The sequence below is a fragment of the Geobacter sp. AOG2 genome (assembly GCF_019972295.1).
Classification (GTDB): Bacteria; Desulfobacterota; Desulfuromonadia; order Geobacterales; family Pseudopelobacteraceae; genus Oryzomonas.
Map to the genome: position 1 here is coordinate 2,996,682 of NZ_BLJA01000001.1, position 25,595 is coordinate 3,022,276.

The following is a 25,595-nucleotide window of genomic DNA, read 5'->3' on the forward strand; positions in this document are numbered from 1 at the left end:
GTGAAAGGAACTGCTAGCATAATTGAAACGCTTGGGCTGACACGCAGTTACGGCGATATCTGTGCCCTGAAGCCGCTTGACCTGCAGGTGCCGGAGGGGGAGTGGCTGTCGGTCATGGGGCATTCCGGTTCCGGCAAGAGTACCCTGCTGAACCTGGTGGGAGGCCTTGACCGTCCCAGCGGAGGTTCGTTGCGGATTGGCGGGGAAGATATGCTGCTCCTCAGCGAGGACGGCCTGGCCCGTTTCCGGCGGGAGTTTGTCGGGATAATCTTTCAGCAGCATCACTTGGTCCCTTACCTGACGGCTGTGGAGAACGTGATGTTGGCCCAGTACTTCCACAGCGTTCCCGATGAGGCTGAAGCAATGTCGGCCCTTGAGCGGGTGGGGCTCGGACATCGCCTGAATAACCGGCCCGGTGAGCTTTCGGGGGGGGAACAGCAGCGGGTCTGCATTGCCCGTGCAATCATAAACAGCCCAAAGCTCCTTTTGGGCGATGAGCCGACCGGCAACCTGGACCACCAGAGCACGGTGATGGTGATGGAACTCCTCAAGGAATTGCGGGCTGAAGAGAAATTCACGGTTATCCTGGTAACGCATAACCAGGAAGTGGCTACCTGGGGAGACCGGACCATCTACCTCGATGACGGGGTTTTGGTACGCGAAGAACGGATGGGATCCTGATGGCTGTTGTAAAGCTTATTCCTCATCTGCTCTCCTGGGCCGGCATCGTTCTGGTCCTGCTGAGAGGATTTCCGCAACGCCGCTCAACCCTGGCGGCTGCGAGCATCGCCGGATTTGTGCTCGGGACGGCTGGGGCCTTTATCCTCTTCCGCTCCTTGAGCGGGGAACTTTCTTTCGAAATAATCAAGGGCGCGGTCGGGGCTGTTTTTCTCCTTCTCTGGGGCGTAGCCGTTGCGGCCGTCTACAGCAATAACGTGCGTGATCTTTCGTTCTTGCCGGGAACACGGTTTGTCAAATCGCCGCTTTGCGCGGGCGCCGGGGCAGTTATTACCGGTATGTTGTCGGGAGCGGTATGTGCCAGCAGTTTCCTCGCAACGAACGGCAATGCCATGACGGTGTTGTTCGTCGTTCTGGCGGCCGGAGCCCTGGTTTTCGTCGCCCTGGTGCTGGATCGGCTGCTGCCTGCTTCTTTCACGGTATCATGGTCAGGGCTTTGGGCGGCAATAGTGGCCCTCCTGTTCTTCAGTTCCTCTTCGGTCATCCGTCTTGACCTCTTTTCTCCCTTGAGCATGAAAGTGATGAAGTTTTCACACGACTTCGTCCACCAGTTCTTCGAATCCATGCTGATCCCGGACCACCTCTTCATTCGTACCTACCTTTGGGGGTATATAGGCCTCCTGTTCAGCAAGGAGGTCGGTTTATGGGGGGCGCTGATCATCTGGTTCACCCCGGTGGTCCTTGTCCTCCTGGCCATCCGCTTCGAATTGCTGCCGTCGGTTGCCCATATTCGCCAAGGAGCCCAGCGGCGCAGACAGCTTGCTGCCGCCATTATGGCGCGGCGCTACCGGCTTATTCCTCCTGTGCTCGCCTTGATTGTCTTTGGAACAGCAGCCTACCGGAGTAGTTTCCCAAGTGTGGAATACTGGGACCCGAAACCGGTGCCCGTCTCGGCAGACGCTTCCGGGGAGATCTTTATCCCGAAAAAAGGGGAGATCAGCCTGGAGGACGGCAAGCTGCACAAGTACCTTTACAAAAAAGGGGGAAAGGAAGCTCGATTCTTCGTGCTGTTAACCCCCGCGGGACGTTTGACGGTGGACCTGGACGCATGCGCTATCTGCAAACCGGACGGCTACGGGCAGGCCGAGGGAACCGTGATATGCTACTATTGCAAGACGCTGATCCCACTGGAAACCGTCGGAAAACCCGGCGGGTGCAACCCGGTTCCCATTGATTTCACGCTCAAGGAAGACGGAGTGCATATCGACGGCATGTCGCTTATCAATAAATGGAGCAGCACTGTCCAGGAAACCGCACGGGTTAAGGAGGGAGGCAAGTGAAACGCCTGCTGAGTATCGCCTGGGCGGTAATGTCGTCACAGGCACTGCTTCCCCTGGTGTGCGGCATCTTCCTTCTGACCTATATCGGGATTGCCTTTAGTACCGATGATGCCTTGATCGCTTTGATGGAATACACGAGATCGAGCGTTGTTCTCACGGTTCTCCTTGCCCTGATCCCGATGAACAGCGCCTGCCGGATTCTGGCAGAAGCGAAGAGGTATATTAAAAGAAGGCGTGCGCTACGTGTGGAAACGACGGACGTGCCGGCGACGCTGTTCGATGAAACTGTTGAGATGAGTGTGTCACCGTCTTTCGGCGAATTACAGGCCCGCCTGAAGGCCTCCGGATACTCGGCCCGCCAGTCGGATAACGCGCTCGTGGCATGGCGGGGGCTCAGCATCTTTCCCGCCCGAATACTCTTTCTCGCCGCGTCTTTTTGCATTTTTGCCGGCATCCTCGTCAGCCTCACCACCCGGACCTCGCACAGGATGGCGGTCATCGAGGGGCAGCCAATCCCCACTGCAACCGGAGGAGGCGGGTTGGTGGAGAGGATCACCATGAGGACCGCATCCGGTTCGGTTCTTGCCAGGGTATTATCCATAGAAGTAGCCCAATCGGATTCAGGGGATGCAAAAAAAGTATTCGGGCTCTACCCTCCCTCTACCTACCGCGGCTATTTTGTGTATCCCCGTTACCTGGGGTTTGCCCCCGTCATTCGCCTTTCAACCCCTGACGCACAGAATTATGAGACGCAAGGCACTCTGAATATCTACCCCCCGGGAAGAGAGGACAGGGTGAAAATCCCCGGTTCTCCGTACCTGATGGAATTCAGCATGGCGCAACCGCCAGATGGGAGCGACCCCTTCATAACGGGACGCGTGACCTTTCTGTTTAGACTGCTGAAGGGGAAAGATGTTCTTTTTGCGGGGAGCGCGCCGGTTGGCGGGGAATTTGTCCATGATGGCTATCGTTTGGCAATCCCCGATTGCCGACGGATGGTGATAACCGATTTCATTCGCGACTATGGGGTTCTGTTGGTTTGGACGGCAAGCATCCTTTATCTTGTATCAGGCTGTATCTGGCTGCCCGTAAGGGTTTTCGCCCCTCGCCGCGAGATGCGTTTCACGTTTGCCCAGGATGCTCTACAGGCGAACTCCCGTGCGGAAGGGGGAAGAAGAAAGCATGGGGGCATATTCCACGAAGCTCTTGACTATCTCGAGTCGGGGAGAAGTAAAATGGATAAAGCTCCGTGACGGCCGAGCAAAGAAACCACATACTACGAGTTGCGTTTATCGCTGTTCTTGTCGTTGCGGTGTACCACAGCACCTTCGGAAACCGTTTCGTGTGGGACGACCTCGACGTAATCGTAAAAAACCCCCTTCTTGAAAACTTCAGAAACCTGCCAAAGTTTTTCTTTTATGAAGACAGAACAGGCGATGGGTTCACCGGTTATTACCGGCCCATGACGTATATCTCTTTTTTGCTCGATCGGTCCATCTGGGGCCTGAATCCCGTTGGGTTCAATATTACAAACATTTTTCTGCATATCGCCACGGTACTTCTTTTTTATGCGGTGGTATGCACACTATTCAAAAGGGATCGTTTGGCATTCATTGCCGCGCTGATCTTTGCGCTGCATCCGGTGGCTGTTGAGACCGTAAACTTTCATGCGGGGGGAAGGAACACGCTCCTCAGCGCCTTTTTTGCGCTGCTGTCGCTGCTTTTGTACATCAAAAAAAGGCATCTGGCGGCGATAGTGTGTTTTACGGCAGCAATTTTCTCAAAAGAGTTCGCACTTCTTTTACCGATCATTTTCATCTTGTACGACAGAGGCATCAGTTCGGAAAAAAGACGCTGGTCAGCCTATCTGCCCTATCTTGTGTCGATCCTGTGCTATCTGGCCCTGAGGTCGTTTGCCGTCGCCCAGGGGAATTTGCTCAAAACGATTCAACTATCGGGTAACCTGCTGTTAATCCCCAAGATTGTGGTGCGTTACTTTGTAAACATGGTGTTTCCGGTCAATCTGAAAATTATGTATGATGTCCCCACGGATATCACGGCATCATCGTTTCTGATGTATGCAGCCGGTTTGTCCGCCATTGTTGGCGGAGTGTTTGTCTTCAGAAAAAAGAACGAGATTGTATTCTCGGCAGGCTGGTTTTTCCTTTTTTTGCTCCCCGTTATCGGCATTGTGCCGCTTGGGTCTGCCTTGATGGCAGACAGGTATGCCTATTTCTCGTTAATGGGATTCAGCCTGGCACTGGCCTATGCGATCTGTCAGGCAAATAAGCAGGCGGTGCTCCCCATCACGGCAGTACTTTGTATCGCTTTCGCCACGATTGACGTTCAGCGGAACGCCCTGTGGAAAGATATGCCATCCCTGTATAGACAGATGACGATAGATGCCCCGGGGAAAAGCATCGGTTTCACGAATCTCGGTATGTATTATTATGAACACGGGGATTTGGCCAATGCAGAAAAGTATCTGAAAGAGTCGTGTTCCAAAAAAGGGATTGTAATCCGGGATGCATACCAATACCTGTCTGCGGTCTATTGGGAAAACAACAAGTTGGATGAGGCGTTGTCGGTGCTGGATAAGCTGATGACCCTTGAACCCGGCAATCCGCAACCCTACATAATGGCGAGCAGGATTTACGAGAGCAAGGGCGATAAGGCCATGGCCCAAAAGTACTACACAAAAGTTACGGCAATGTTTCCACAGATCGAACAAATGATGGGTAATAGAGCCATAACCCTTTGCCATGAAGGCGAGAAACTGATGGCCGAAGGCAGGCTCCTGGAGGCGGAGAGAAAGTTCAAGGAAGCATTGATGATGAAACCAGGCTTCGTTCCCGCGTTGATCGACATGGGAGGCCTCGCCGCCGAAAAGGGAAATCTGGCGGGGGCAGTGGAATATTTTCGTAAAGCGGTTACTCTGGAGCCGGGCAACGCTTCGGCGCACTATAACTTGTCCATGGCGTATGATCTGATGGGGAAATCTTCTGAAGCACGGGCTGAAATGAAACTCTACCAGGGACTTGACGCTGTTTCCAGGCAGCAAGGGAAGGCGGTTGAAGGGGCTGCCAACGGGGAAACGCCCACTAGCCTTGAGGGCGCGAGGCGCCAACCACTTCAAAAACAATGAAGCAAAAAAAGTCAATGACTCGAAGGGTCTAAGGAGTCCGAACCACATCTGAATTAACCCGGATGGCCCAAGACATGGAGAGCTTGATAAAATCTGCACAGGCCCGCCCAATCCGCCCTCCCGGTGCAATTCAGGAATTGGCGAAACAGTTGCCTTTAGCTGCAGAAAAATGCTAACATGCTAAAACTTTGTTAGGTGTGGCGTTGCCATCTTCTCGTCATTGGATGTGAACTGCCGGAAGTCACGGTAAGTATGTCCGGGCAGCGGCAGGCTGTGCCACTAAATATACTCTATGTGAGGGACCGACAGGCGCTATGCAAAAGAATACTAGGTTATCAGTGGTGGCTGGACTGTTTTTCACCTCTCCGTACTTTTTACTGGTTTTTCTCATTGTTCCTGCCTATACCGTACTCGGCCTGAAATTGCATTTTCACGTCTCCGGGGACCTGCTGCTGGCCAACAACATCGCTTTTGCCTTATGCATTGGGGCGCGACTCGTTCGGTATGCGCTGAGGCTGAGGGGTAATATCCGCTATGGCGCCGGATACCGTCCGCCAAGCAATACTATAGAGCTGGGCCGATCATCCTCGCAGTTGCAGACTGATTTGAAGGATGCCGGCTACCATTTCGATTCCGATGGCCACTACGGAGAAAAAAAGGACCTTGGCTTTTTGGGGACGACATTGCTGTACGGTGGCTTGCTGCTTTTGCTTCTGGCCGGCTCATATGACTATACGCATGAATACTCCGTTATGGGCCGCCTGGGGGTTGGCGAGCCGATGCCGCTTGATAGCACGGGCCTGCTCGGGCAATATGAAGCGGGTTTTTGGGCTGGGACGACGGAATTACCGCTGCTTCAGGTCAGAAAGCAGATTCTGCCGAATGCCCAATGGCCTAAAGGAGCAACGGAGATTGCCCTGCTCTCCAAAGATCGTAAAGAGTTGGCCAAAGGCACCATAGCTCCCGGGAAGCCCTTCAGCAGCCAAGGCCTCGATTTCTACATGACCAGGTTTGTTTTCGACGCTTTATTTGTGTTAAGACAGGGGCCCTCCATCGCCTACGAGTCATTTGTCAAATTATTACCCCTCGCCGCAAAAAAGGGGGAATACAGCTACTATGGTTCGCTCAAGACCGACAAGTTCGAAAATGTGCGGGGTGTCGCCTGGCTTAACCCTGAAAAGAAGGCGGTGCATGTCGAGGCGAAATTATCTGGGAAAAAGGCATTTGACGGCGTCTTGGAGCTTTGGGGTAAGAATAAGATAACACAGGGAGAGTACCTTGGCTCATTAGAGGGACTTGCCCAGTGGTCGGAAATCCGCGTGGCACGCGGAAGGCATCGTCGCACGTTGATGCTCGGGGCGGCCCTCGTCCTTTTGGGCGGGCTCTTGAGGCTTATAATCCGGCCGCAGCGTGTCTGGCTGGAAGACACGGAGGAAGGCAGCCGTGTGAGGACTGCCGGTAGAAAAACCTTACAACTGGTTGAACAAGCAGGGAAACAATAACATTCTGTGGGTATTCTGCTAAACCGGGAAGCCTTGTTGCCGGCGCTCCCGAAACAATGACGAAAAGAACAGGACACTCTAATGTCGAATTTGGAAACTCTATTTTTCTGGACGACGCTGGTTATTTACTCCTTGGCGAGCGGTGGGTACATCTATTCATTCGTTTTCAAGAACCCTCGTTTCATGTCGAAAGTGACAGCCCTCATCTCCGTCGGATTTATTGCCCACACGATTGCAATTGGCGCCCGTTACCTTGCTCAGGGCCATCTCCCCTGGTCCGGCGATTATGAAAGTGCAATGATGGGCGGGTGGTTCATTATCGCCGGCACACTCTTTGTGGGCTGGCGGAATAAGCCTCTACAGGCCCTGGCTACCGCTACCGCTCCCTTGGTCGTTATCATGATGGGTTTCGGGGTCATGCGCAACCCCGTACTGACACCCATGGCGGCAAGTTTGAAAAATTACTGGCTTTATATCCATGTCTACTTTGCGTGGCTTGCCTTCGGAGGGTATGCCCTGGCGATGGCCGCTGGCGTTCTCTACGTGCTGAAGCACAAGAGTGAGCTGCGCGGAGTGGTTAATCCGTCCTATGAACGGTTCCCTACACTTGACCGATTGGATGAGCTTATCTTCCGTTATGTCGTTTTCGGCTTTATCACCGATACCATCATGATCTGCGCCGGCGCCATCTGGGCCAAGGATCTCTGGGGAAGCTACTGGAGTTGGGACCCGGTGGAAACCTGGTCGCTCGTCTCATGGATTGTCTATGGGATTGCCATCCACCTGCGGGTCACGTTCGGCTGGCGGAATTCCCGGTTTGCCTGGATTGCCATTCTCGCTTTGAGCACGGTCATTATCTCGTTTTTTGGAGTCACCTTTGTTATCGACACAAGCCTGCATACATTTCAAGTCCGTTGAAACATCACTTTATCGACATGATTGACAAAGTGATAAAGTACCTCAAGTCCCTCCGTTTCACTCTGCTGCTCATCTGCCTGCTCGGTGCAATGTTCCTGGCAGGTCTCTGGATTCCCCAGAAGAGCATGGTGTCTGCGGCACTGTACAATCAGTGGAAACTTCACCTCCCCATTGTCGTGGGGGTATTCGAGTTTCTCGGGCTGACCGCGATCTACACCTCACCGCTCATGCTGACCCTGTGGTCTCTCTTTTTTATCAACTTGGCATTGGTCATGTGGCAGCGATTGCCGCTCATCAAAAAACGGATCGCCTTGCCGGAAAATCGTGCATTTGATCCGGGAAACGCCTCGGGATACCCGTTTCATGCATCGTTCCGCCTGTCACCGGGGCAGGATGGTGCGGCCGTCATTAGCCGACTTCGTTCACGCAAATACACCATTGTAGGTGACGCGAACGGCTTTTATGGGGTAAAGAACCGCTTGTCCCCGATCGCTTTCGGACTCTTTCACCTCAGTTTTTTTCTTGTTCTGCTTGGGGGACTGACAAGTCTCTACACCAAATTTGCCGGGGTGCTCGAACTTGCCCAGGGAGAGACGTTCCAAGGTGATGTTTTGAGTTATGTCCCGACGCCGCAACTGCCGAAAATCGGAACGCCTCCCCAGGCTGCATTCACGGTTACCAGTATTGCTCCCCAGATGACCAATGGGACCCCGACGGGACTCAAGGTGGGGCTCGTCGATGGGCATGGAGAAACACACGAAGCCGATGTCAACCGCCCGTACAAGGTGGACAGCTCGAGTTTCCTTGTCACCAATGTGGGTCCGGCGCCCCTGTTCGTGGTAAAGGACCGGTCGGGGAAGGAAATTGACGGGGCATACATGAAGCTTCACGTCATGGGTGGGAAGACAGATGTCTTCTCACTGGCCGGTTTTCAGTTTCGAGCCCATTTCTATCCCAACTATTTTCTCAAGGATGGTGTTCCGGCAACCCGCTCCCAGGAATTTAAAAACCCGGTTTTCACAATTGACGTAGAGCGGCAAGGTAGAATCATAACACAGGGTACTGTTTCTCCAAACGGCGCCTTGGCTTTTGCCGACTACCAACTGGTGCTGAAAGATCTGCCCTACTGGGTGAGCTTTTCGGTCTTCAAGGAGCATGGGGTCCCAGTAATATTTACCGGTTTTGCCATTGCTTCGTTGGCGATTGTCTGGCGGTTTCTTTTCTACCGGCGTGAGATCATAGGGGCCGTGCGGGAGAAGGATGGTGAGCAGTTCCTTGATGTTGCCGGCCGTTCCGAGTTTTATAAGAGCCTTGCAGAAGATGAGTTTATGGCTTTATTCAATAATTTAACCAAAGAGAGCAGGAGTAAAACAACATGAAACGCATACTTGGCCTTGTATTGGTTGTGCTGACACTTTGCAGCGCATGCCAGCGGCAGGAAAAGAAGGTTGCTGAAAAAAAGGGACAGTATAAATATATCCTGTTGGTCAAAAGCCAAGGTAAGTATGGATACTGCGACCGTAATGGAACATTGGTGACTCCTATCCAGTACGAGCACGCCTCATTGTTCTCCGAAGGTCTTGCAGCAGTGCGCCAGAATGGCAAGGACGGGTACGTTGACCAGAATGGGAACATGGCCATTGCGCCCCACTTCGACGCGGCTTCCGTTTTCAGGGAGGGAAAAGCAGCGGTACTGAACGGCAACCGCTGGAGCTACATAGACCGAAACGGTAAGCAGCTCACCGAGTCGCGCTTTCTCTTCACGTTAGCCTTTACGGAAGGTTTGTCTTCGGTGGTTGTGGTCGAAAAGGACGGATACAAGGCAGGATATATCGGACCTGATGGCAATTTCGTCATAACCCCCAGATTTTACGACGCCTCCTTTTTTTCCGAGGGTATGGCTGCGGTTAGGATGGGTAAACAGCACGGCTATATCGATAAATCGGGGCAGATGATCATCGCGCCTCAATTTTACGAGGCAGGGCCTTTTAAGGATGGGCTTGCCCGGGTAAAAGTAAACGGAAAGTACGGCATAGTAGGGTTCGTCGATAAAAAAGGAACCATGGCCATCCCCGCTCAGTACGAAAACGCGACTAACTTCAATGAAGGGATTGCGGCAGTTAAAAAAGGCGACAAGTGGTGGCTGATAGACACCAAGGGCAACCAGGTAACGAACCGTACGTTTGACTCACCGACGATCTTCACCGAGGGGCTGGCGCCAATCATGGAGAACAAGAAGGTTGGTTATATGGACAAGCAAGGGAATATGGTAATTGAGCCGAAATATGATGCAGGTTCAATCTTCGTCCAAGGCCTCGCACCGGTGAAAGTTGGAGAAAAGTGCGGCTACATAGACACCAAAGGGAAGATGGTGATCAAGCCGGAATACGATTGGGACCAACGTTCGATTGACCAATACACTGCATATTATACAACCATTGGACGCTGAAAGAACACAGCCCCCCTTGATACGGTCTTTGTGGCACTGGTCGGTACCAAGGGGGGCAGGTGAATGAAGCTACTGCAAAGAAGGTGATCAGTTTGTGGACGCCCTGTTCCTGTTAGTCAAGTCAAAGAAGACCGCAGCCTTTTTTTGTCTCTGCCTGACCACAGCAGTGCTCTTCTGGCCGGTTTTCTTTCAGGGAAAGGTAATTGTCCCCGGAGATTTTCCCAATAGTAATCCCTTTCTGTTTATTGGCAATACTCCGCCCCCTCCTCCACAGAACACCCTGTTAAGCGACGAAATTGAACAGTTTTATGTTTGGCACAGAATTGCCGCGGAAACTTTGCAGGTTGAAGGACATATCCCCCTCTGGAATCCATATATTTTTACCGGACAGCCTCTGGTCGCAAACGCCCAATCGTCACTGTTCTATCCCCCCAACCTGTTGCTTCGCATCCTCTCGCCGGGGAAGGTGGCAACCATCCGGGTCATTTTTAATTTGCTCTTTGCAGGGTTTTTCACCTTCCTTTTTTGCCGAGCGCTGAATATTTCCAACAAAGGGTCCCTGGTTTCCGCCATAACGTTCGCATTTTCCGGGCCGACGATCGTTTGGGTAGGTTTTCCGCTGGCAAACGTCCTTGTTTGTCTTCCTTTTCTGATGTGGGCGGGCGAAAAAATACTCTTGCATAGAAGCCTCTTCCGTACCGCCATGCTCGGAGCAGGCATGGGATTGGCTTTACTGGGCGGACATCCGGAGACAACATTCCAGATCCTGGCGATATTTTCGCTCTACTTTCTGGCAAGGGTTGTATTTCTAAAATCAAGTCTGCAAATAAAAGGTGGATTGCTTGGTTCCTTCCTTCTGGCTGTCATGCTCGGAGCAGTCATTAGCGGGATTCAATTGCTGCCGTTTCTCGATTTTATGCGACAAAGTTCGACCTTTGCCCGGGGGGGACGAGGCGGGGGCATGGCGGGGAATCTCTTTTACTCGCCAGAATGGGTGGCGAACCTTACAACGGCCATCACGTTTATCTGCCCAAATTTCTTCGGGAATCCTCTCGATCATAGCTACATCTGGCCCTTCACGAACTTCCAAAATTATAATGAGCAATCCGTATACTTCGGGCTGGTACCCCTGGCGCTGGCCGGTGGAGCCCTCTTCACCGATTCGAAACGTTTACCGTTACTCATTATCACCGTTCTGTCCATATTCTGCATAGGGGTCGCCTGGCACCTCCCCTGTTTCGAGGCCATCAGTCATCTACCGGTGTTCTCAATGGCGCCCAGCAAGAGGTTTAGGCTCCCCTTCGTTTTTCTAGCCGCCGTCATGGCCGGTTTTGGGTATGATATTCTCCTAAACCGTATGAGATCAGGGCAGGGTGAAAAAAAACAATCCTACTCCCCCCTTGCCATCCCTTTTGCGACAATATTGTTTTTCATCTTGATCATTGCCTTGAAAGTCTCGGTGGCAAACGACATCCCTCCTGGGACTTTTGGCCAAAAAATTCTCGACTCTGTTTTCGCATTTCGGCAATGGAGGACGTACCTCCCTCTCGCCATTGCAGTCGCCCTGAGCCTTGGATATCTCTTCAGCCAGCATTTCGTGAGAGTTTCCCGTCTTTTTCCCGGTGCTTTGATTGCTCTGACAGCATTCGAGTTATGTGCGCTTGGTTGGGACTACAACCCCGTGGTTAAAGAAGCCGATATCCTGCCGGCTGCCCCCGCCGTTGAATTGTTAAAAAAGTGGGATAGGGAGCCTTACCGGATTTTGACAACGGATGGTTATTTTTACCCTAACTATGGCGCCGCCTATGGGATTGCCGACGTGGCGGGTTACGATGCACCGGTCTATCAAAGTTTTTCGGACCTGTACCTTGCCCAGGGTGGCCGGAGCTTCGGAGAACAGATAGATTCCAGGCAGCAGTGGGACCCAAGCTGGCCCCTGGTCAATTTTCTCAATGTCAAGTACGTCATTTCTCCGCGTGACCTCCCCCCGGATAAATTCAAGCTGCTTTTTGAGAATAGATACTTCGCCATTTACGAAAACCTACATGTCCTGCCGAGAGTATTCATGGTCTATGACAGCGAGGTAGTCTCTGACCGCACGGCCATGCTGGATAAAATGCTTACCCAAAAAATAGATTTCCGGGGGAAGGTTTTTCTCGATGAGCCTCCGCAAGCCCGGCTCGTGGCCGTGCCGGGGGCTCCGGCCAAATATTCCGTAAAACAGGCAAGGAATACCACCGATGAAGTCGATCTTACGGTCAGCAGCGACAGGCCCGGCATCCTCGTCATGAGCGACCTGTATACCCCGGACTGGCATGCGCGGGTAGATGGCAACGAGGTAAAATTGTACCGCGCGAATTACGCCTACAGGGCCGTTTTGGTCCCTGCGGGCCAACATACGGTTTCCTTTCGTTATTTACCCAAGTCATATGTGATCGGGGTGGCCATGACCATGTGTGGGGTGGCAGTATTTCTTATTGCTTGTGGGGTGGGGTTGCGCAGGCGACGAACAGATAAGGCCGCATAGGGCTTTGATTGTTTGAGTGGGTTAGGCGCCAATTTTGATAAGAGCGCGGGAGTGATGTCCGCAGCGATGACCGCAGTAAGCAATAATCACCACATCGTTTCTAGTAACCTCGTGCTTTTGCCCTGCGCTCAGCAAGTTCCATCTGTTGTTCATGTTTTATTCTTGCTTCCTCTTGTTTTTTTCGTTCCTCCTCATTTCTTTTTTCCTCCAGTGCCTGCATTTTCAGTTCTGCTCTGCGAGCCTCGGCGGTTTTTGCGTCATCTTCTCCACCCCAGTACTCGATAATGATCTGCGAGTCTGTCTCCCGGATAGTCCCTTGTCCGGCAAAGCAGGGCACAGCAATAACGAAGAACAATACGAGTAGGAAGAACATTCTTGCCATGGTATCTATTCCCAATAATGATGAGGCAACAAAAGATCAACCCGGAAGCGGTTTGACCTCTTCTGACTACTTCCCATCCGGAAAGCAGGCAACACGGGAACCATATCGCTAGAATCAAGTATAATCGCGGTGCCGGTTTTCTATCAAGGCTTTTTTAAAAAATCGGCGGCAATCACTGGGGTAGCATTGTTTAAACCTTTAGTTAGCTGTTGGGCAGGCCTTGTTATGGCAGATACCGTTTATACGCAGAGGTGTCTCACTATGGTTTTTGGAGGGTTTCGGCCTCGTTGAATTTATTCATTTCATCCTGTGCTTTCGTTGTTTCACCCTGTTTTCGATATACCAATGAAAGATTATAATGTGCGGAGGCGTTTGACGGCTCAAGGGTAATCGCCTTTACTAGGTATCCCGCCGCGTTCACATAATCGCCCCGTTCGTAGTCCAGGCGCCCCATGGCGACCATCGCCGGCACAAAGTCCGGTTTAACCAGTAGAGAGCGCCACAGGCTATTTCCCGCCCGTATATAATTCCGGTTGTTAATGAATTGCTCCCCGGAGCGGCAAAGTGAACCAGCCAATTGAATTCGAGTTTTTTCCTCATCAGGTATATTCGCAACGGCTTTGTCATGCCAGATTTTGGCCCGCATCAAATCTCCCCGTTTTGTATAGATCATTTCCAGAATCGCATATGGCTCTATATACGATGGCCGCGATTCAACCGATTTGAGTAGCAGTGGCTCAGCCTTATCGAATCTGTTGGCTTCGCAGAAGACGGTTGCGACAAAAAACATGTGAGAGATTGGAAAATCGGGTTTAGAGCAGGAAATGGTTAAATAGCGTTCAGCGTTTTTCAGATCGCCCTTGTCATAATAATAGAGGCCGAGAGCCCCATAGCCAAAGTACGTCTCTGGGGCATCTTTTGTCATTTGGGTAAATAGGGTAAAATCATTTTTCCAGATGTTGTTTTGTTTGATGTCCATTACGGAATAGAGCGTACAAAGTAAAACGGTACTGCTCACCATAACCCGAAGTTTCCATTTGCACAGGAAGCTCGCCACAGCAAGAGCAAAACCCATTAAGGCAAAATAGGCATAGCGGTCGGCCATTAAGGCCGAAGAAGGTAACGGGATTACATTCATAACCGGAAGTAAAAATAAAAGAAACCAGCAGATGGCTATAAAGAGTTCGGAATTTTTCCTGACAACATAAAGCATGCTTATCAGCAGGATCACTCCTATCAAGCACAGGATTGCAATGTAGAAATTCACCTGTCCCGAGTAATAGACTTTAAGCTGGAAAGGCACTACCATGTTGACGAGATAGCGAATCACGAATAATGGCGCCAGCAACAACCGTTCGGAAAAATGTATTGTTGCAAGAAAATTCGCTTTCGAGACGGCAAGCGACCGGAGGGCCAGATAACAGATGAGCGGGATCAGGTATAGTTTGTAAATGCGAAGTTTTGGCTTTTCCAACCGGATGCGATAATCGTACAATATGAATATTACCGGCATCAACAAGGCAAATTCTTTTGAAAAAAGTGCAAGAGTGAAGCATGCGGCAGCGGGGATATGTTTTTTCTTTATATAGAAGAGTAGTGACAACAGCGAAAAACAGGCGGAAAGAAGGGTGTTTCTGCCGCCGGCGTGAAAATTTACCGTTTCAACGGCAAGAGGATGTAATGAGAACACCAGTGCCGCTACAAATCCAAGGTTTTCTCTGTTGAAGAGTGCGACGACGACCCGGTAGAAGGTTATGGCAACCAGAATATGGAGAAAGAGATTGGTGATGTTAAAGCCGACGGGATTTACACCCCACACCGCCCGGTCCAAGGAAAATGAAACATACGTCATGGGGCGATAATAGCCCGTGGGTGTTTCAAACTTGTCTTCGAGAAAGAAGAACTGAGGAATGTTGCTTAGCTTCTCCAGAAGAGGGTTATAAACGATTAAATCGTTATCATCCCATACAAATTCATGATTGAGAGTGTTCCCATATACGAGCAGGAGAATGATCGTTATAAAAAGGTAGCGGTATAAGAGAGATTTTTGTATGTCTATCATAGCATTTCCATAGCGAATGTTTGTGTGATACGTCGTCGGAATATTGACAGGTAACAACAATCAGATTAATGATTTCGAAAGGCTGCCACCACAGCCCGCCACTCAGGAGCACACCCTTGAAACAATCCCCGGGAGCCATTCTCCCCACGTCAAATACCAAGAGAACTTTATGGGTGATTCTGCTCCTGATGATGATTGTCGCTCTTTCGCTTATCGTGCGCCTCAGATTCCTGGCCGAGCCGTTTGATTGCGATGAAGGCTGGTATGCCTACATGGGGCAGGAAATACTTCGCGGTTCCTTGCCATACCGTGACCTGCCCGAGATGAAACCCCCCGGCGGTTTTTATCTGTACGCGGCCGGGATTGCTCTCTTCGGCCCGACCGCTGTTGGTGTCAGACTGTATTCTCTGATCATTTCCATGATAAGTATCATAGGGGTATACTTTGTTGCCCGAAGAATGGCCGGTATAACAGCCGGCTTATGGGGGGCATTCTGCTTGGCCATGCTTTCGGCGAGTCCCCTGATGCTCGGTGGAAGCACCAATCTGGAGGTTTTCCTTATTCCGCCACTTCTCGCGGCAGTCTGGTTCCACTCGGGTGAAACCCCTCCCGGACGGCTCGGGCTTTTCCTCTCAGGCGTATGCATCGGCAGTGCCCTGTTCATCAAACAGGTCGCAGTTCCGTTCGCCCTGTTGCTGGCGCTCTTTTCCTTTTATGCCGTACCGGAAAGGAGGTTGAGCCGTCAGCTCCGTTCACTGGCATGGTATGCCACGGGGGTTATTGCCGTGAGCGGGTTCGCGGTTGCCTGGATGGCCTACCAAGGCATACTGGCTGATTTTCTCCATTACAATTTTACCGTGCCCTATCGGTATGTTTCAAAAAATGATTTTTCCGGCCCCCCGCTTGGTCTGGTATTGGACAGGCTCGCTCCGGAGCTGGTCCTGGGAAGTATTGTGGCCATGCCGGCGGCGCTTTTCTTCTTGTTGCGCCGACAAAGTCGCGGCCTGCTATTAGGTGCCCTCCTGCTCCCTGCCGCCTGGCTTGCCGTCTTGCTGCCGGGAAAGCATTTTCCTCATTATTTCGTCGTTCTCATGCCCTTTCTGGCCATTATGACCGGCATCGGCCTGGCAAGACTCAAGCAGGTGGAATATCCGTTGAGGCTTGCTGCCTATGGGGTACTCGCCGTGGTCTTCGTCTGGTGTGGCAAGATGGCTTACCCTCTCTATTTCGTTATGACCCCCCATGAACTGTCGGACTACAAATATGGGTCAACATTCATCCAATCAGAAAAAATGGCAGAATATCTACGTAGTCACACTAAGAAGGGTGAAGTTTTTTACCAGTTTGGCTTCAACCCGGAGTTGTATTTTCTCTCGGGAACCCGTGCGCCGTTGCCTTTTGCCATGAGTATCTCGACCGTCTTTATGCGGGACCCTCAGCGCGCCGTCACGACAATGCTCGCAAAACTCGCCGCGAATCCGCCGCACTACCTGTCATACGACCAGGAATGCGGAAACTTCCCGGGGAAAAGCGAAGTAGTGAATATTATCAACACAATGTATGTCAAGGATGCCAGTTTCGGTTCCGTAACCTTATACCGTTTTCGTGGCAAAGAGTGAGTAGGTTCTCCCCGGTTTCGACCCGCAAGATTCATAAGAACCCTTGTTGGAATGCTATCGACGCCAAAACGCGCTGCACGTATTCTTCCGTTTTCCCCTGGGGGTCTCACCTTGGGATGCGTCGATTCTTACGGCGTCCCCTTCGTCTCTCCCTGTTTTTGGCGTAACAACGAGAGACTGCGCTGGGCAGAGGCATTCGCAGGATCAAGGGTTATGGCCCTTTCAAGGTATTTTGTTGCGTTCAAGAAGTCTCCCTGCTCGTATTTTACGCGCCCCAAGGCAACGATTGCCGGAACAAAGTCAGGCTTCACCAGCAGCGCCCGCCGCAAAATATTCGCCGCATGGGCGTACTTGCGTTCCGCTATAAACCTTTCCCCTTCGTGGCAAAAGTCCTCGGCCATTCTACCCAACTCTATCTCAAGATGGGGAATAGCTTTCCGGGCCTTGGCAAGGTATGAGTCGGCCAAGGCTTTATTCCCCTCCCGTTCGTAAATCATTTTTAAAAGCAGATACGTTTCCGGGTTGGCAGGGTCCTGCTCCAGGGATTTGAGCAGGAGGGCACTGGCTTTGTCAGCCTTGTTCGACTCCATGAAGATGGTGGCGGCGCCGACCAGATAAGAGGGAGGTATGTCCGGCTTGGAACAGGCTATTCCGAGAAAATGCTCAGTGTTTGTAATGTCGCCCTTGTCGTAATAATAAAGGGCAAGATTACGGTAACCGATGAACATTTCTGGAGCATCTTTTGCCATTTGGGCGAAAAACGTTGCGTCATTCTTCCATATACGGTTTTGCCGGTAATCGGCAAGCGAATATGCAGAACATACGAGCACAACGGCAATGACCATGACCCGCGTATTGGCTTTGCAAATGAGTGCAGCCAGGGCCAGCGAAAACCCCATCAACGAAAAATAGGCATACCGGTCGGCTATCAGGGAGTTTGCGGGAATCGGTATTATGTTGATGACGGGCAGCAGGAAAAGGAGAAACCAGTAGTCCGAGAATATGAATACATTATACGTATCATACTTCTTACGGAGAAAAATAGCACACAGTAGAACAATTACCACGATCAGGCAGGCTATACATACATAAATAGTAGTACTTTCGTCATACATGACCTTGAGCCGGAAAGGGAATATCATGTTGAGCAAGTATCGAACTGCGAGATACGGAGATAACCACAACTGACCGGAAAGGTGAATTTTGTCGAGAAAGTTGGCCTTTTGGACGGCAAATGACCGAAGAGTCAGATAACCAACAACCGGAATCATGTAGGGTATGAAGGAGGCAAAACGAATTTTTTCCCGTTGTAATCGATAATCGTACAGGAGGAAAACCATTGGCAAGAGCAGGGCGAACTCCTTCGAAAAAATTGCCAGGGTGAAACAAATGACTGCCGGTACAGTTTTTCCTTTTATGTACATAAGCAGCGACAGCAAGGTAAAGCAGGCGGCAAGAAGGGTATTCCGCCCGCCTGCAAGAAAGTTTACGGTTTCCCCGGCAAGCGGGTGTACGGCGAAGAGCACGGCGGCAACCAAGGCAAGTCGTTCCTTTTTGAACAACGCCAATGTTACTGCGTAGAAGAGCATTGCCACCAGAATCTGGAGAACCAGGTTGGTAATTTTGAACCCAAGCGGATTCAATCCCCACAGGGCCCGGTCCAGGGCAAAGGAGACATACGTCAAGGGTCGGTAATAGCCGGTTGCGGTAACAACCTTGTCTTCCGTGAGGAAAAATCGGGGTATGTTGCCGAGTGTATTCAGCAGGGGATTATTGACGATAATATCGTTATCGTCCCAGACAAAGTCATGACGAAGGGTCGTGCCGTATACCAGAAGTATCAGTACGGTAATGAGTCCCAGGCTGAGAATAAGCCGTTTTCTCGCATCAGCCATGCTATGTGCCCGCCTTCTTTTGAATGCACCACTGCAGACCCCGGCGTGCGTCCTCAAATCCGGGCTTCAATCGTACCGCCTCGGCAAAATGGCTTATTGCCTCATCCCATCTTTCAAGTCCCATAAGAACAATGCCCAGATTATAATGGGCACCGACATTTTCCGGGTCAAGGCGCAGGACCTCGTTGTAATGGGCTATGGCCTCTTCAGCTTTTCCTTGAGCTTGAAGGGCGACCGCAATGTTGTAGTGGACATCCTTCGATTCCGGTTTCAATGAGAGTGCCGTTGTAAAATATTTTATGGCCTCGGTCGGCTGTCCCATCTTCGCATAAATTATCCCCATATTGGTATAGGCATCGGCAAACCGCGGTTCCAACTGCCGCACTATGGCAAATTGGTCAAGAGCGTCCTCAAACCGGTTTTCTTCATAGAGGGCATTACCAAGCATATAATGGGCATAATAATTGTCGGCAGTCACATCGATTGCATGGCTGAACAGTGCTGTGCTGTCCACCCAGGATTGCTCGTATCTCCAGGTTATAAAGCTATACATGACAATGATTCCCCCCGCCGCCACGGCAAGCGGAACCCTCCAGGATGGCCACCGTATTGCCAACTCCGAGATTCCCCATACGGACATGATATATATCCCGATCGAGGGGAAATAGGTGTAGCGATCCGCCATGGATTGCAGACCCACCTGTACTATGCCGATAACCGGCACGAGTGTGCCGAGAAACCACAGCCAGCCGACGAGAAGATAGGCGCGTTTATGTGACAACGCATATACGGCATATGAAATCAACAGCAGTAGCAGGCCGGCGCCCGAACTTTCGAGCAACGGAATGGTCTTGGGGAGGGGGTAAAGGACAGCCAGGTCGTGCGGCCAGACCGTTTTACCCAGGTAACTCAGGTATGCAACGAGGGCATTGCCGATGCGAAATGACAGGGGTGTCACTTGCAGGGTGTGCATCGCCTCAACCTTTTGCACAGAGATGGTGATGTAACAGGAGAGCACCGCAAAAATGAACAGGGGGAGCTTTTCGATGATCAAACGGGAAAACGGCAGCTTTTTGCCTGCTTGGCGCTGTTCAACCGGTATGTCGGCATCACGGGTTCCAAAACGTTGTAACGGCCAGTAATCCAGGAGAAGCATGACAAACGGCAGGGTAACCATCATCGGCTTACTCATCAAGGACAGCAGGAAACATCCGCACAGCACCAGGTACGGCCACGCAGTGCGTTTTCGTACATACCAGGAGTACGCTATGATCGCCAGCATTCCGAAGAACGTCGAAAGGACGTCCTTTCGTTCCGCAATCCAGGCAACCGATTCCACGTGTAGTGGGTGAACGGCAAAGAGCGTCGCTACGAGCAGGCTTCGCCAGACTGTTCCCGTGATTCTGGTGAGAATAAGGAAAAGCAGGCACGTGTTGGCGCTATGAAAGAGGAGGTTGACGAGGTGGTGCCCACGAGGGTCCATGCCAAACAGCTCGACATCCAGCATATGGGAAAGCCAGGTGATGGGATGCCAGTTGGCGGCATAGCCCGACGTGAAGGCCCAGACAACATTCTCCATGGAAATGCCGGAGGTTACATGCCTGTTGTTGGTAACGTACTGAAAGTCGTCGTAGTTCAAAAAGCCATTGCGGAGCACTCCCCAGTAGACGGTTATCGTCAGCACGCTGAGGAAGAAACAAAAGCTTGCTTTTGTTCGGATCGACCGATTCATGATGCCCTTGTTTTTGGTCCCGTATTCGAATACGCACGAGACGGTTTTAACTCCGTCCCGCCAACCGATCAACATTCACCAATAGTTGTTACTTCATTAAAGACCGGGACGATGTTTAAAACCATGAGTAACACTTTTTCTGAAATAGGCCCTGTGGCAACAGCACATTACTGGGGCGACAATATGAAAAATGTTTCGACGAAATAGTCCCAGGTCGTTTCGTCAAAGGGAATGACGCCTGTCCAATACTTGAGCATCAACCACGTCGTCAGCATCACGCAAATGGCCGTTACAAAAATCATTACTCGCTTCAGGAAGAGAGACGACAACCCCTCGTAGAGGGAACAGAAGCATATCGCAAAAAGTGGAATCGATTCTATGAATGCCCTGTGGCCAAAAGAGCCGCCATAGAACCAACTATGCCAGGAGGATATGACATAGATATTCAACGGCAGGAACACCAGGATCGGTGTGAAATATTCCCTGGCATTCTTTCGTATATAAAACAGGCCGGGGATGACAGTTAACAGGATTGGTGACCAGAAGAACAAGCCCTTGCGAACGCTGAACAATACGTTCAACACTTCAGGTTTTGCAAAATTAAAATACTCGCCGCGATATGAAAATATGACCAGATGCCCGGTGATGACCTTCCAGTACAGTAATTGCAAGGAAATAACGCAGGCACACAGCAGGGCCCCATATGTCATCTTGATTGCATTGTTTCTCCAGAAGGCAAGCCGGTCCGCCAGAGCCCGGAAGGAATCCACTCCGTACAGGATTCCAAACAGCAGCCAAAGTCCGTTTGTAGGTCGCGTTATGATTATGAGGCCGGCCAGCACACCACTGGGCAGAAAATACCAGACGCGCCCCTCCGCATAGATACGCTGAACCATGAAAAGAAAGGCGGAAAAGAGAAAAAACGAGTAAACATGGCTGAAAACACTGTCATAGGTGGCATAGTGAAAGAGGTTTGTGCCGAACACCATCCCGATCATTGCTACGAGTATCGACTCTTGCTTGAAATTTCTTTCCAGAACTTTCCAGAGAATCCCTATGCCCAATGTGGCGTAGAACAACCCTGAAAATGCGGCCATGTATTGAAACAGAGGTGAGAACCCATCGACCGGGGTATTGGTCACAAATGCCGCGATGCAGGCCAGGAAAAAGAACGGCATCATCAACAGCGCGGTGCCCATGGGATATTTTATCAGGTAGTTCGAGGAATTATCCCACAAGAGCGGGCCCGAATAGTGCCACAAGGATGGGGGCGCGCCAGGGATATGCCCGGCGTTAAAGACCGCGGCGATGCTCTGTAGACCGATATCGTGGTAAATGAACGCGGCGGGGAGGTAGAGATAATAACCGAGGCCGTCGCTACGGATCGGCGGGTAATTCAGCCGCAGTGCATAGACCGCGATGATGCCGATGATTCCCAGAATGGCTTCAGCCGCGAGGAAGAGCCGTAGCGGGTGTTTCAGGAGCGCCTGCTTCATCTCTCTCTTCATTTGTTCGCTTGCCCGGCGGGGTCGAAAAGATAAGCGCAGTAGCTCTCATCGTTGACAACATCGGCATTGCGACATCCGATGAGGCGCAATTTCGGTTGCCACTCCCCAGGTAGCGGGAATTTCCTCATGACGAACTCATCGACAACAACAACCACGGGTGAAGCGGATCGCGTCGCAAGCGGCAGAATCCGGTCCCAAACGACGGAGTGCAGCATGCGAGCGGTATCCCAAATGACGTAAGATCCGAAACGGTCGCCGCAGGGATAATAAGCCGAGGGCTTGTCAAGGTAGCCGACCACCGGCATGCCGGTGACGTCGAGGTCGGCCAGCAGCGGCAGTTTGTCGAGTCCGCGTTCGCGGATCAACTCGGCAGTGGCTTTGGCCGCAGAGAAGGTGTATTTGTACTCGCCGGTAGCCGCAATAGCGGCCCCTGCCATATGGATCACCAGGATTATAGGCAGCAGGACGGCAACCGCCCGTTCCGCATACCGCGACATCGGGTTGAGAGACCCTGGCAGGGATACGGGCGACATGGTTTCGGCAAGCCACAAGGCCGTTCCAAAACAGATAAAAAGAAAACCATGGTGGCGCAGATAGCCCATGTGCTTCACATAAAAGAAGGCCAGCAACCCCAGGCTGCCGGTTAGGTAATAGAGGAGGGCCAGAGGGCGCCGAAGGAGGGCAAGCGAAACAAGGATAAGGATCAGGGGGGCGCCGATCCAGGAAAATTCGCGGTATATTGGAAATACCGCAAGGAGTTCACTTTCCCAGAAACCAGGCCCGGGTTTCGGTAGCGGCAGATATGCCGCCGTCATGTTTTTCATCACCTGCGCCAGCTTGGCCGGATCGAATCCGAAGTGCCACCCCATTGCATATCCGGTATCCGGGGGGGGGATCATGTTGTAGACCGAGAATAGTATCCCCACTGCAGCGATGGTCAGCCCGCGCCAGATGTTTTTTCTCCCTGGTACGGGCTGGTGCGTTGCGGTTTCGATTGTCAGCATGATAAGGGCCGCTATTGCAAGCAGGCAGGCGAGCATGCTCGTATTGGCCAGCAGCAGCAGCAAGGTGCCGAGCACAAAGGGGTGATCACGCCGGAACGGGAATACGGCGCAAAATGCGAACAGGGCAAGTAGCCCAAGAGAATAGTTCCTGGCGATGGTCCCGTACTCATAAACCGGATAGTAACCGAGAACGGCTACGAGGCGGATCCACCACGGAGCAGGTGCCGCCTTGGTGATAAGAAAAACGGTACCCCCGGAGACGGCGAGGTTTAACAACAGTATGGATTCCGGATTGGTGGTAATGCGTGTGAGGGGCCAAATCAAAATATACCAGAGAGCGGGATGGCCATCGTAACGGATGTTATGGAAGATATCGAGCAGCGTTTGGCTATCTCTGGCGATGAGCCACGGGCCCATTTCATCCCGCCACATCTCGTGGTGAAATGAAGTGAAACCTGCATAAATGAGAAAGAGCAAGGTCACAGAGAGGGCAAACAAGGTTTTCCTGTTTGGCCGGAGAGATGAAGTTACAACCTCGGTCCGGTCTTGCACGATTTTCTCATCCGCAATCATTAGGCACAGGGGGAAAAAAAGAGCATTATTTTACCTTTTCCAAAATGGTTTTTGCGCCGTTAACTTCTATTTCCAACTTGTTCCCGTCTAGTTTCCCAGAGTAAGCATCTTTAGCTTCATTGATTTTAATCGTGCCGTCAGCAGAAATAGTCCATTTAAATGGTGTTTTTGCCGTTTCTGTCGTTGCCATTCCCGCGTGACCTGGAATAGGAGTGAAGGTGGTTCCTGTATGATCTTTTTTGAATTCAGCTATAAAGCCTTTGACCTCATCATTTTTCCATTTTCCGACAAGCTTTGTTTCCGGTTTACTGCAGCCCATAGCAATCAATATAAAAATCGATAATAAACATAGTGATCTTTTCATGGTTGTCTCCTCAAAATAGAAGTGCTGGTTAATCATCTGTTTGTGTGCCATCCGGCAAACCGGGGGAATCAGTCGCTAAAAGCGATGATAGTCTTTAATGATATATTATTTTCTCAAAATTTTAAACGAAAAATTTATGCCCAGATGGCCTTTCATGCCATCTGATCAGTTCTCGTGGAGAAGATCTTCTTCCCCTTGTCCTGATAATGTAATCAGGCCGGGTTGCTCATTTGAAGGGGGCTGAATTCCGAATGCGGATGGGTGTCATTCCGGGCCTAGCATGACGTATGGGCGGAGTAGCCGGAACTCATTCGGGAAATGAGCCGCCAGTGGAGATATTGATGAACTCTGGTTTGCGATAAAGCCGGCGGGCAAGTTAATGACATTGACATCCCTACCGATTTATTCGATAAAGTCACCTTGGGCGGACGCTATTCTCCCCGTGGCCGGGGCGGTCAAGGCCTTGAAAGCTCTAAATAAATTAGAGTGTCGGTATGGGGCCATATACAGGCGCCAGGGAGAAAACGATGTTCGGCGTACGAAGAGGTGCCCTATGGGGAGCCACTTCCGTACGGCAACGAAAAAGGATATCCGAATGAATGCATCAACACTGTTCTTATGGGGAAATTGGATGTTCCGACTCAAAACCATCTGTTGGTAAGGAATCAAGATGATTGAAAAAACACTGACGTTAAATTGCTGCCGTCGCCCATCATAATCTTCAGCGTAGTTAAGCACTCAAAACTCTTGGCGCCTGCCAGAGGAGCCCAACAGTGAATGAAGCAGCGACGAACTTATGAACCCACCGGACCAGCCTCAAGACATAATCTTCTCCCCCTCTGGCTGCTCTGAGGTTGTGGTGTTGATGTCGACTTTTAATGGCTCTTCATTCATCGCTGACCAGATCAGGAGCATCCAGTGCCAGACATTCACCAACTGGGTTATGATCGTTCGCGATGATGGTTCGACGGATGAAACGCTTGATATTGTGAAAAATTTTGCAGCAGATGATGAAAGGATACAGATTGTAACCGATAACAGACCATCCCGACTGGGGCCGAAAGCCAGTTTTGGCGCCTTGATGGAGCGTGCTCAGGATATGCACGCACATTACTACTGTTTTGCTGATCAAGACGATGTGTGGCATTCTGACAAAATAGCGTCATCACTGGAGCGCCTCAAAAAAATCGAGGCTGATACGGGGGCAGATGTCCCGGTTCTCGTTTACAGCGATCTGCAAGTGGTGACAAAAGACCTTGTAGAAATCTCACCATCATTCTACGCGTACCAAGGGATTCGTACCGGCGAAGAGCCCCCATTTCACACGCTGTTGGTGCAAAACCATATTGTCGGTTGCAGCATGATGTTCAACCGTTCGCTGCTGGAGATGGCGACTCCGGTGCCGGAGCAGGCTTATATGCATGACTGGTGGGTGGCAATCTGTGCGCGCGTACGGGGAATCGTGTCTTTTCTGGATGAACCTACGGTTAAATATCGGCAGCATGGTGGCAACAGTGCTGGCGCTGGTGGTATCAGGCGTCTTTTTAGCCTGAGCGGCTGGGGAACTCTCTGGCAAAAGCTGAACTGGATTTTTTTATGTTCGGTGTCCCAATCTGAAAGTCTCAGCCAGCGACTACATACAAGGGGCGATTCAGCCGGTGTGTTGAGTCCTACCGAAGCGGCGGCAGTGTATGCTGTAGAAGTTTGGGGGCAACTGGCCGAGATGAATGTACTTGAGCGGTTGGGCCTGGCAATCGGCTGGAGACTGAAATCGCAGAACAATCCCTTGACGATTTTGCTCTACATACAGCTTTTACTGTTACCGATGTTGAAGCGTTTGCTTTACCGGCCCTCTAAAGGAAAAGAGAAATGAGGCCTGGAAGCACACATGCTTAGA

Annotated in this window: 18 protein-coding genes; 11 read left to right on the top strand and 7 right to left on the bottom strand. The window is 51.3% G+C overall.

Annotated features, from left to right (window positions below):
• The 9 genes from LDN12_RS13725 (at nucleotide 1) to LDN12_RS13765 (ending at nucleotide 12,559) form a co-directional block, all read left to right on the top strand.
• Nucleotides 1–681 (top strand): ABC transporter ATP-binding protein, encoded by a 681-nt coding sequence (locus LDN12_RS13725; RefSeq protein ID WP_223923224.1) that lies wholly within the window; start codon nucleotides 1–3, stop codon nucleotides 679–681.
• Nucleotides 681–2,018, top strand: coding sequence for a DUF2318 domain-containing protein (locus LDN12_RS13730; RefSeq protein WP_223923225.1), 1,338 nt, complete (start codon nucleotides 681–683; stop codon nucleotides 2,016–2,018). Before LDN12_RS13725 ends, LDN12_RS13730 begins: the two co-directional genes overlap by 1 nt.
• A complete protein-coding gene (locus tag LDN12_RS13735; protein WP_223923226.1) occupies nucleotides 2,015–3,271 on the top strand; it encodes a hypothetical protein in 1,257 nt (418 codons plus the stop codon). The genes LDN12_RS13730 and LDN12_RS13735 overlap by 4 nt, the downstream gene beginning before the upstream one ends.
• Nucleotides 3,268–5,163 (top strand): tetratricopeptide repeat protein, encoded by a 1,896-nt coding sequence (locus tag LDN12_RS13740; protein ID WP_223923227.1) that lies wholly within the window; start codon nucleotides 3,268–3,270, stop codon nucleotides 5,161–5,163. The genes LDN12_RS13735 and LDN12_RS13740 overlap by 4 nt, the downstream gene beginning before the upstream one ends.
• A 341-nt stretch (nucleotides 5,164–5,504) precedes the next feature.
• Entirely contained in the window at nucleotides 5,505–6,665 is a 1,161-nt protein-coding gene (locus tag LDN12_RS13745) for a hypothetical protein (RefSeq protein ID WP_223923228.1), read from the top strand.
• 81 nt (nucleotides 6,666–6,746) lie between these two features.
• Nucleotides 6,747–7,583: a cytochrome c biogenesis protein CcsA gene (ccsA, locus tag LDN12_RS13750; RefSeq protein WP_223923229.1), complete on the top strand. Its 837-nt coding sequence runs from the start codon at nucleotides 6,747–6,749 to the stop codon at nucleotides 7,581–7,583.
• A gap of 17 nt (nucleotides 7,584–7,600) precedes the next feature.
• Nucleotides 7,601–8,962: a cytochrome c biogenesis protein ResB gene (locus LDN12_RS13755; protein ID WP_223924071.1), complete on the top strand. Its 1,362-nt coding sequence runs from the start codon at nucleotides 7,601–7,603 to the stop codon at nucleotides 8,960–8,962.
• Nucleotides 8,959–10,032: a WG repeat-containing protein gene (locus LDN12_RS13760; RefSeq protein WP_223923230.1), complete on the top strand. Its 1,074-nt coding sequence runs from the start codon at nucleotides 8,959–8,961 to the stop codon at nucleotides 10,030–10,032. The genes LDN12_RS13755 and LDN12_RS13760 overlap by 4 nt, the downstream gene beginning before the upstream one ends.
• A 94-nt stretch (nucleotides 10,033–10,126) precedes the next feature.
• On the top strand, nucleotides 10,127–12,559 hold the full coding sequence (locus LDN12_RS13765; protein WP_223923231.1) for a YfhO family protein: 2,433 nt from the start codon (nucleotides 10,127–10,129) through the stop codon (nucleotides 12,557–12,559).
• A 100-nt stretch (nucleotides 12,560–12,659) separates the two neighbouring features.
• Here LDN12_RS13765 and LDN12_RS13770 read toward each other — a convergent pair whose 3' ends face one another.
• Together LDN12_RS13770 and LDN12_RS13775 are read right to left on the bottom strand one after the other, a co-directional pair.
• Nucleotides 12,660–12,941 (bottom strand): hypothetical protein, encoded by a 282-nt coding sequence (locus LDN12_RS13770; protein WP_223923232.1) that lies wholly within the window; start codon nucleotides 12,939–12,941, stop codon nucleotides 12,660–12,662.
• 259 nt (nucleotides 12,942–13,200) lie between these two features.
• Nucleotides 13,201–15,003, bottom strand: a complete 1,803-nt coding sequence (locus LDN12_RS13775) for a tetratricopeptide repeat protein (protein ID WP_223923233.1) — start codon at nucleotides 15,001–15,003, stop codon at nucleotides 13,201–13,203.
• 116 nt (nucleotides 15,004–15,119) lie between these two features.
• Between LDN12_RS13775 and LDN12_RS13780 the strand changes: the two genes are divergently transcribed.
• Nucleotides 15,120–16,622, top strand: coding sequence for a glycosyltransferase family 39 protein (locus LDN12_RS13780; protein ID WP_223923234.1), 1,503 nt, complete (start codon nucleotides 15,120–15,122; stop codon nucleotides 16,620–16,622).
• A gap of 128 nt (nucleotides 16,623–16,750) precedes the next feature.
• Here the strand turns inward: LDN12_RS13780 and LDN12_RS13785 are convergent, their stop codons facing one another.
• The 5 genes from LDN12_RS13785 to LDN12_RS13805 form a co-directional block, all read right to left on the bottom strand.
• Entirely contained in the window at nucleotides 16,751–18,517 is a 1,767-nt protein-coding gene (locus LDN12_RS13785) for a hypothetical protein (RefSeq protein ID WP_223923235.1), read from the bottom strand.
• A gap of 1 nt (nucleotide 18,518) precedes the next feature.
• A complete protein-coding gene (locus LDN12_RS13790) occupies nucleotides 18,519–20,249 on the bottom strand; it encodes a tetratricopeptide repeat protein (RefSeq protein ID WP_223923236.1) in 1,731 nt (576 codons plus the stop codon).
• 167 nt (nucleotides 20,250–20,416) lie between these two features.
• Complete coding sequence (locus LDN12_RS13795) at nucleotides 20,417–21,757, bottom strand: hypothetical protein (protein ID WP_223923237.1); 1,341 nt, start codon at nucleotides 21,755–21,757, stop codon at nucleotides 20,417–20,419.
• Nucleotides 21,754–23,313 (bottom strand): hypothetical protein, encoded by a 1,560-nt coding sequence (locus LDN12_RS13800; RefSeq protein WP_223923238.1) that lies wholly within the window; start codon nucleotides 23,311–23,313, stop codon nucleotides 21,754–21,756. Before LDN12_RS13800 ends, LDN12_RS13795 begins: the two co-directional genes overlap by 4 nt.
• A gap of 46 nt (nucleotides 23,314–23,359) precedes the next feature.
• Entirely contained in the window at nucleotides 23,360–23,698 is a 339-nt protein-coding gene (locus LDN12_RS13805; protein ID WP_223923239.1) for a hypothetical protein, read from the bottom strand.
• Nucleotides 23,699–24,494: 796 nt separating this feature from the next.
• On the opposite strand from LDN12_RS13805, the gene LDN12_RS13810 reads away from it, so the two are divergent.
• Nucleotides 24,495–25,571: a glycosyltransferase family 2 protein gene (locus LDN12_RS13810; protein WP_223923240.1), complete on the top strand. Its 1,077-nt coding sequence runs from the start codon at nucleotides 24,495–24,497 to the stop codon at nucleotides 25,569–25,571.
• Nucleotides 25,572–25,595: the final 24 nt, after the last annotated feature.

What these genes read in the sequence shown, in the direction of transcription:
- ccsA (WP_223923229.1), top strand. Translation starts at nt 6,747, where the DNA reads ATGTCGAATTTGGAAACTCTATTTTTCTGGACGACGCTGGTTATTTAC.
- LDN12_RS13785 (WP_223923235.1), bottom strand. Translation starts at nt 18,517, where the DNA reads ATGGCTGATGCGAGAAAACGGCTTATTCTCAGCCTGGGACTCATTACC.
- LDN12_RS13760 (WP_223923230.1), top strand. Translation starts at nt 8,959, where the DNA reads ATGAAACGCATACTTGGCCTTGTATTGGTTGTGCTGACACTTTGCAGC.
- LDN12_RS13810 (WP_223923240.1), top strand. Translation starts at nt 24,495, where the DNA reads ATGAACCCACCGGACCAGCCTCAAGACATAATCTTCTCCCCCTCTGGC.
- LDN12_RS13790 (WP_223923236.1), bottom strand. Translation starts at nt 20,249, where the DNA reads ATGAATCGGTCGATCCGAACAAAAGCAAGCTTTTGTTTCTTCCTCAGC.
- LDN12_RS13805 (WP_223923239.1), bottom strand. Translation starts at nt 23,698, where the DNA reads ATGAAAAGATCACTATGTTTATTATCGATTTTTATATTGATTGCTATG.
- LDN12_RS13795 (WP_223923237.1), bottom strand. Translation starts at nt 21,757, where the DNA reads ATGAAGAGAGAGATGAAGCAGGCGCTCCTGAAACACCCGCTACGGCTC.
- LDN12_RS13770 (WP_223923232.1), bottom strand. Translation starts at nt 12,941, where the DNA reads ATGGCAAGAATGTTCTTCCTACTCGTATTGTTCTTCGTTATTGCTGTG.
- LDN12_RS13775 (WP_223923233.1), bottom strand. Translation starts at nt 15,003, where the DNA reads ATGATAGACATACAAAAATCTCTCTTATACCGCTACCTTTTTATAACG.
- LDN12_RS13755 (WP_223924071.1), top strand. Translation starts at nt 7,601, where the DNA reads ATGATTGACAAAGTGATAAAGTACCTCAAGTCCCTCCGTTTCACTCTG.
- LDN12_RS13730 (WP_223923225.1), top strand. Translation starts at nt 681, where the DNA reads ATGGCTGTTGTAAAGCTTATTCCTCATCTGCTCTCCTGGGCCGGCATC.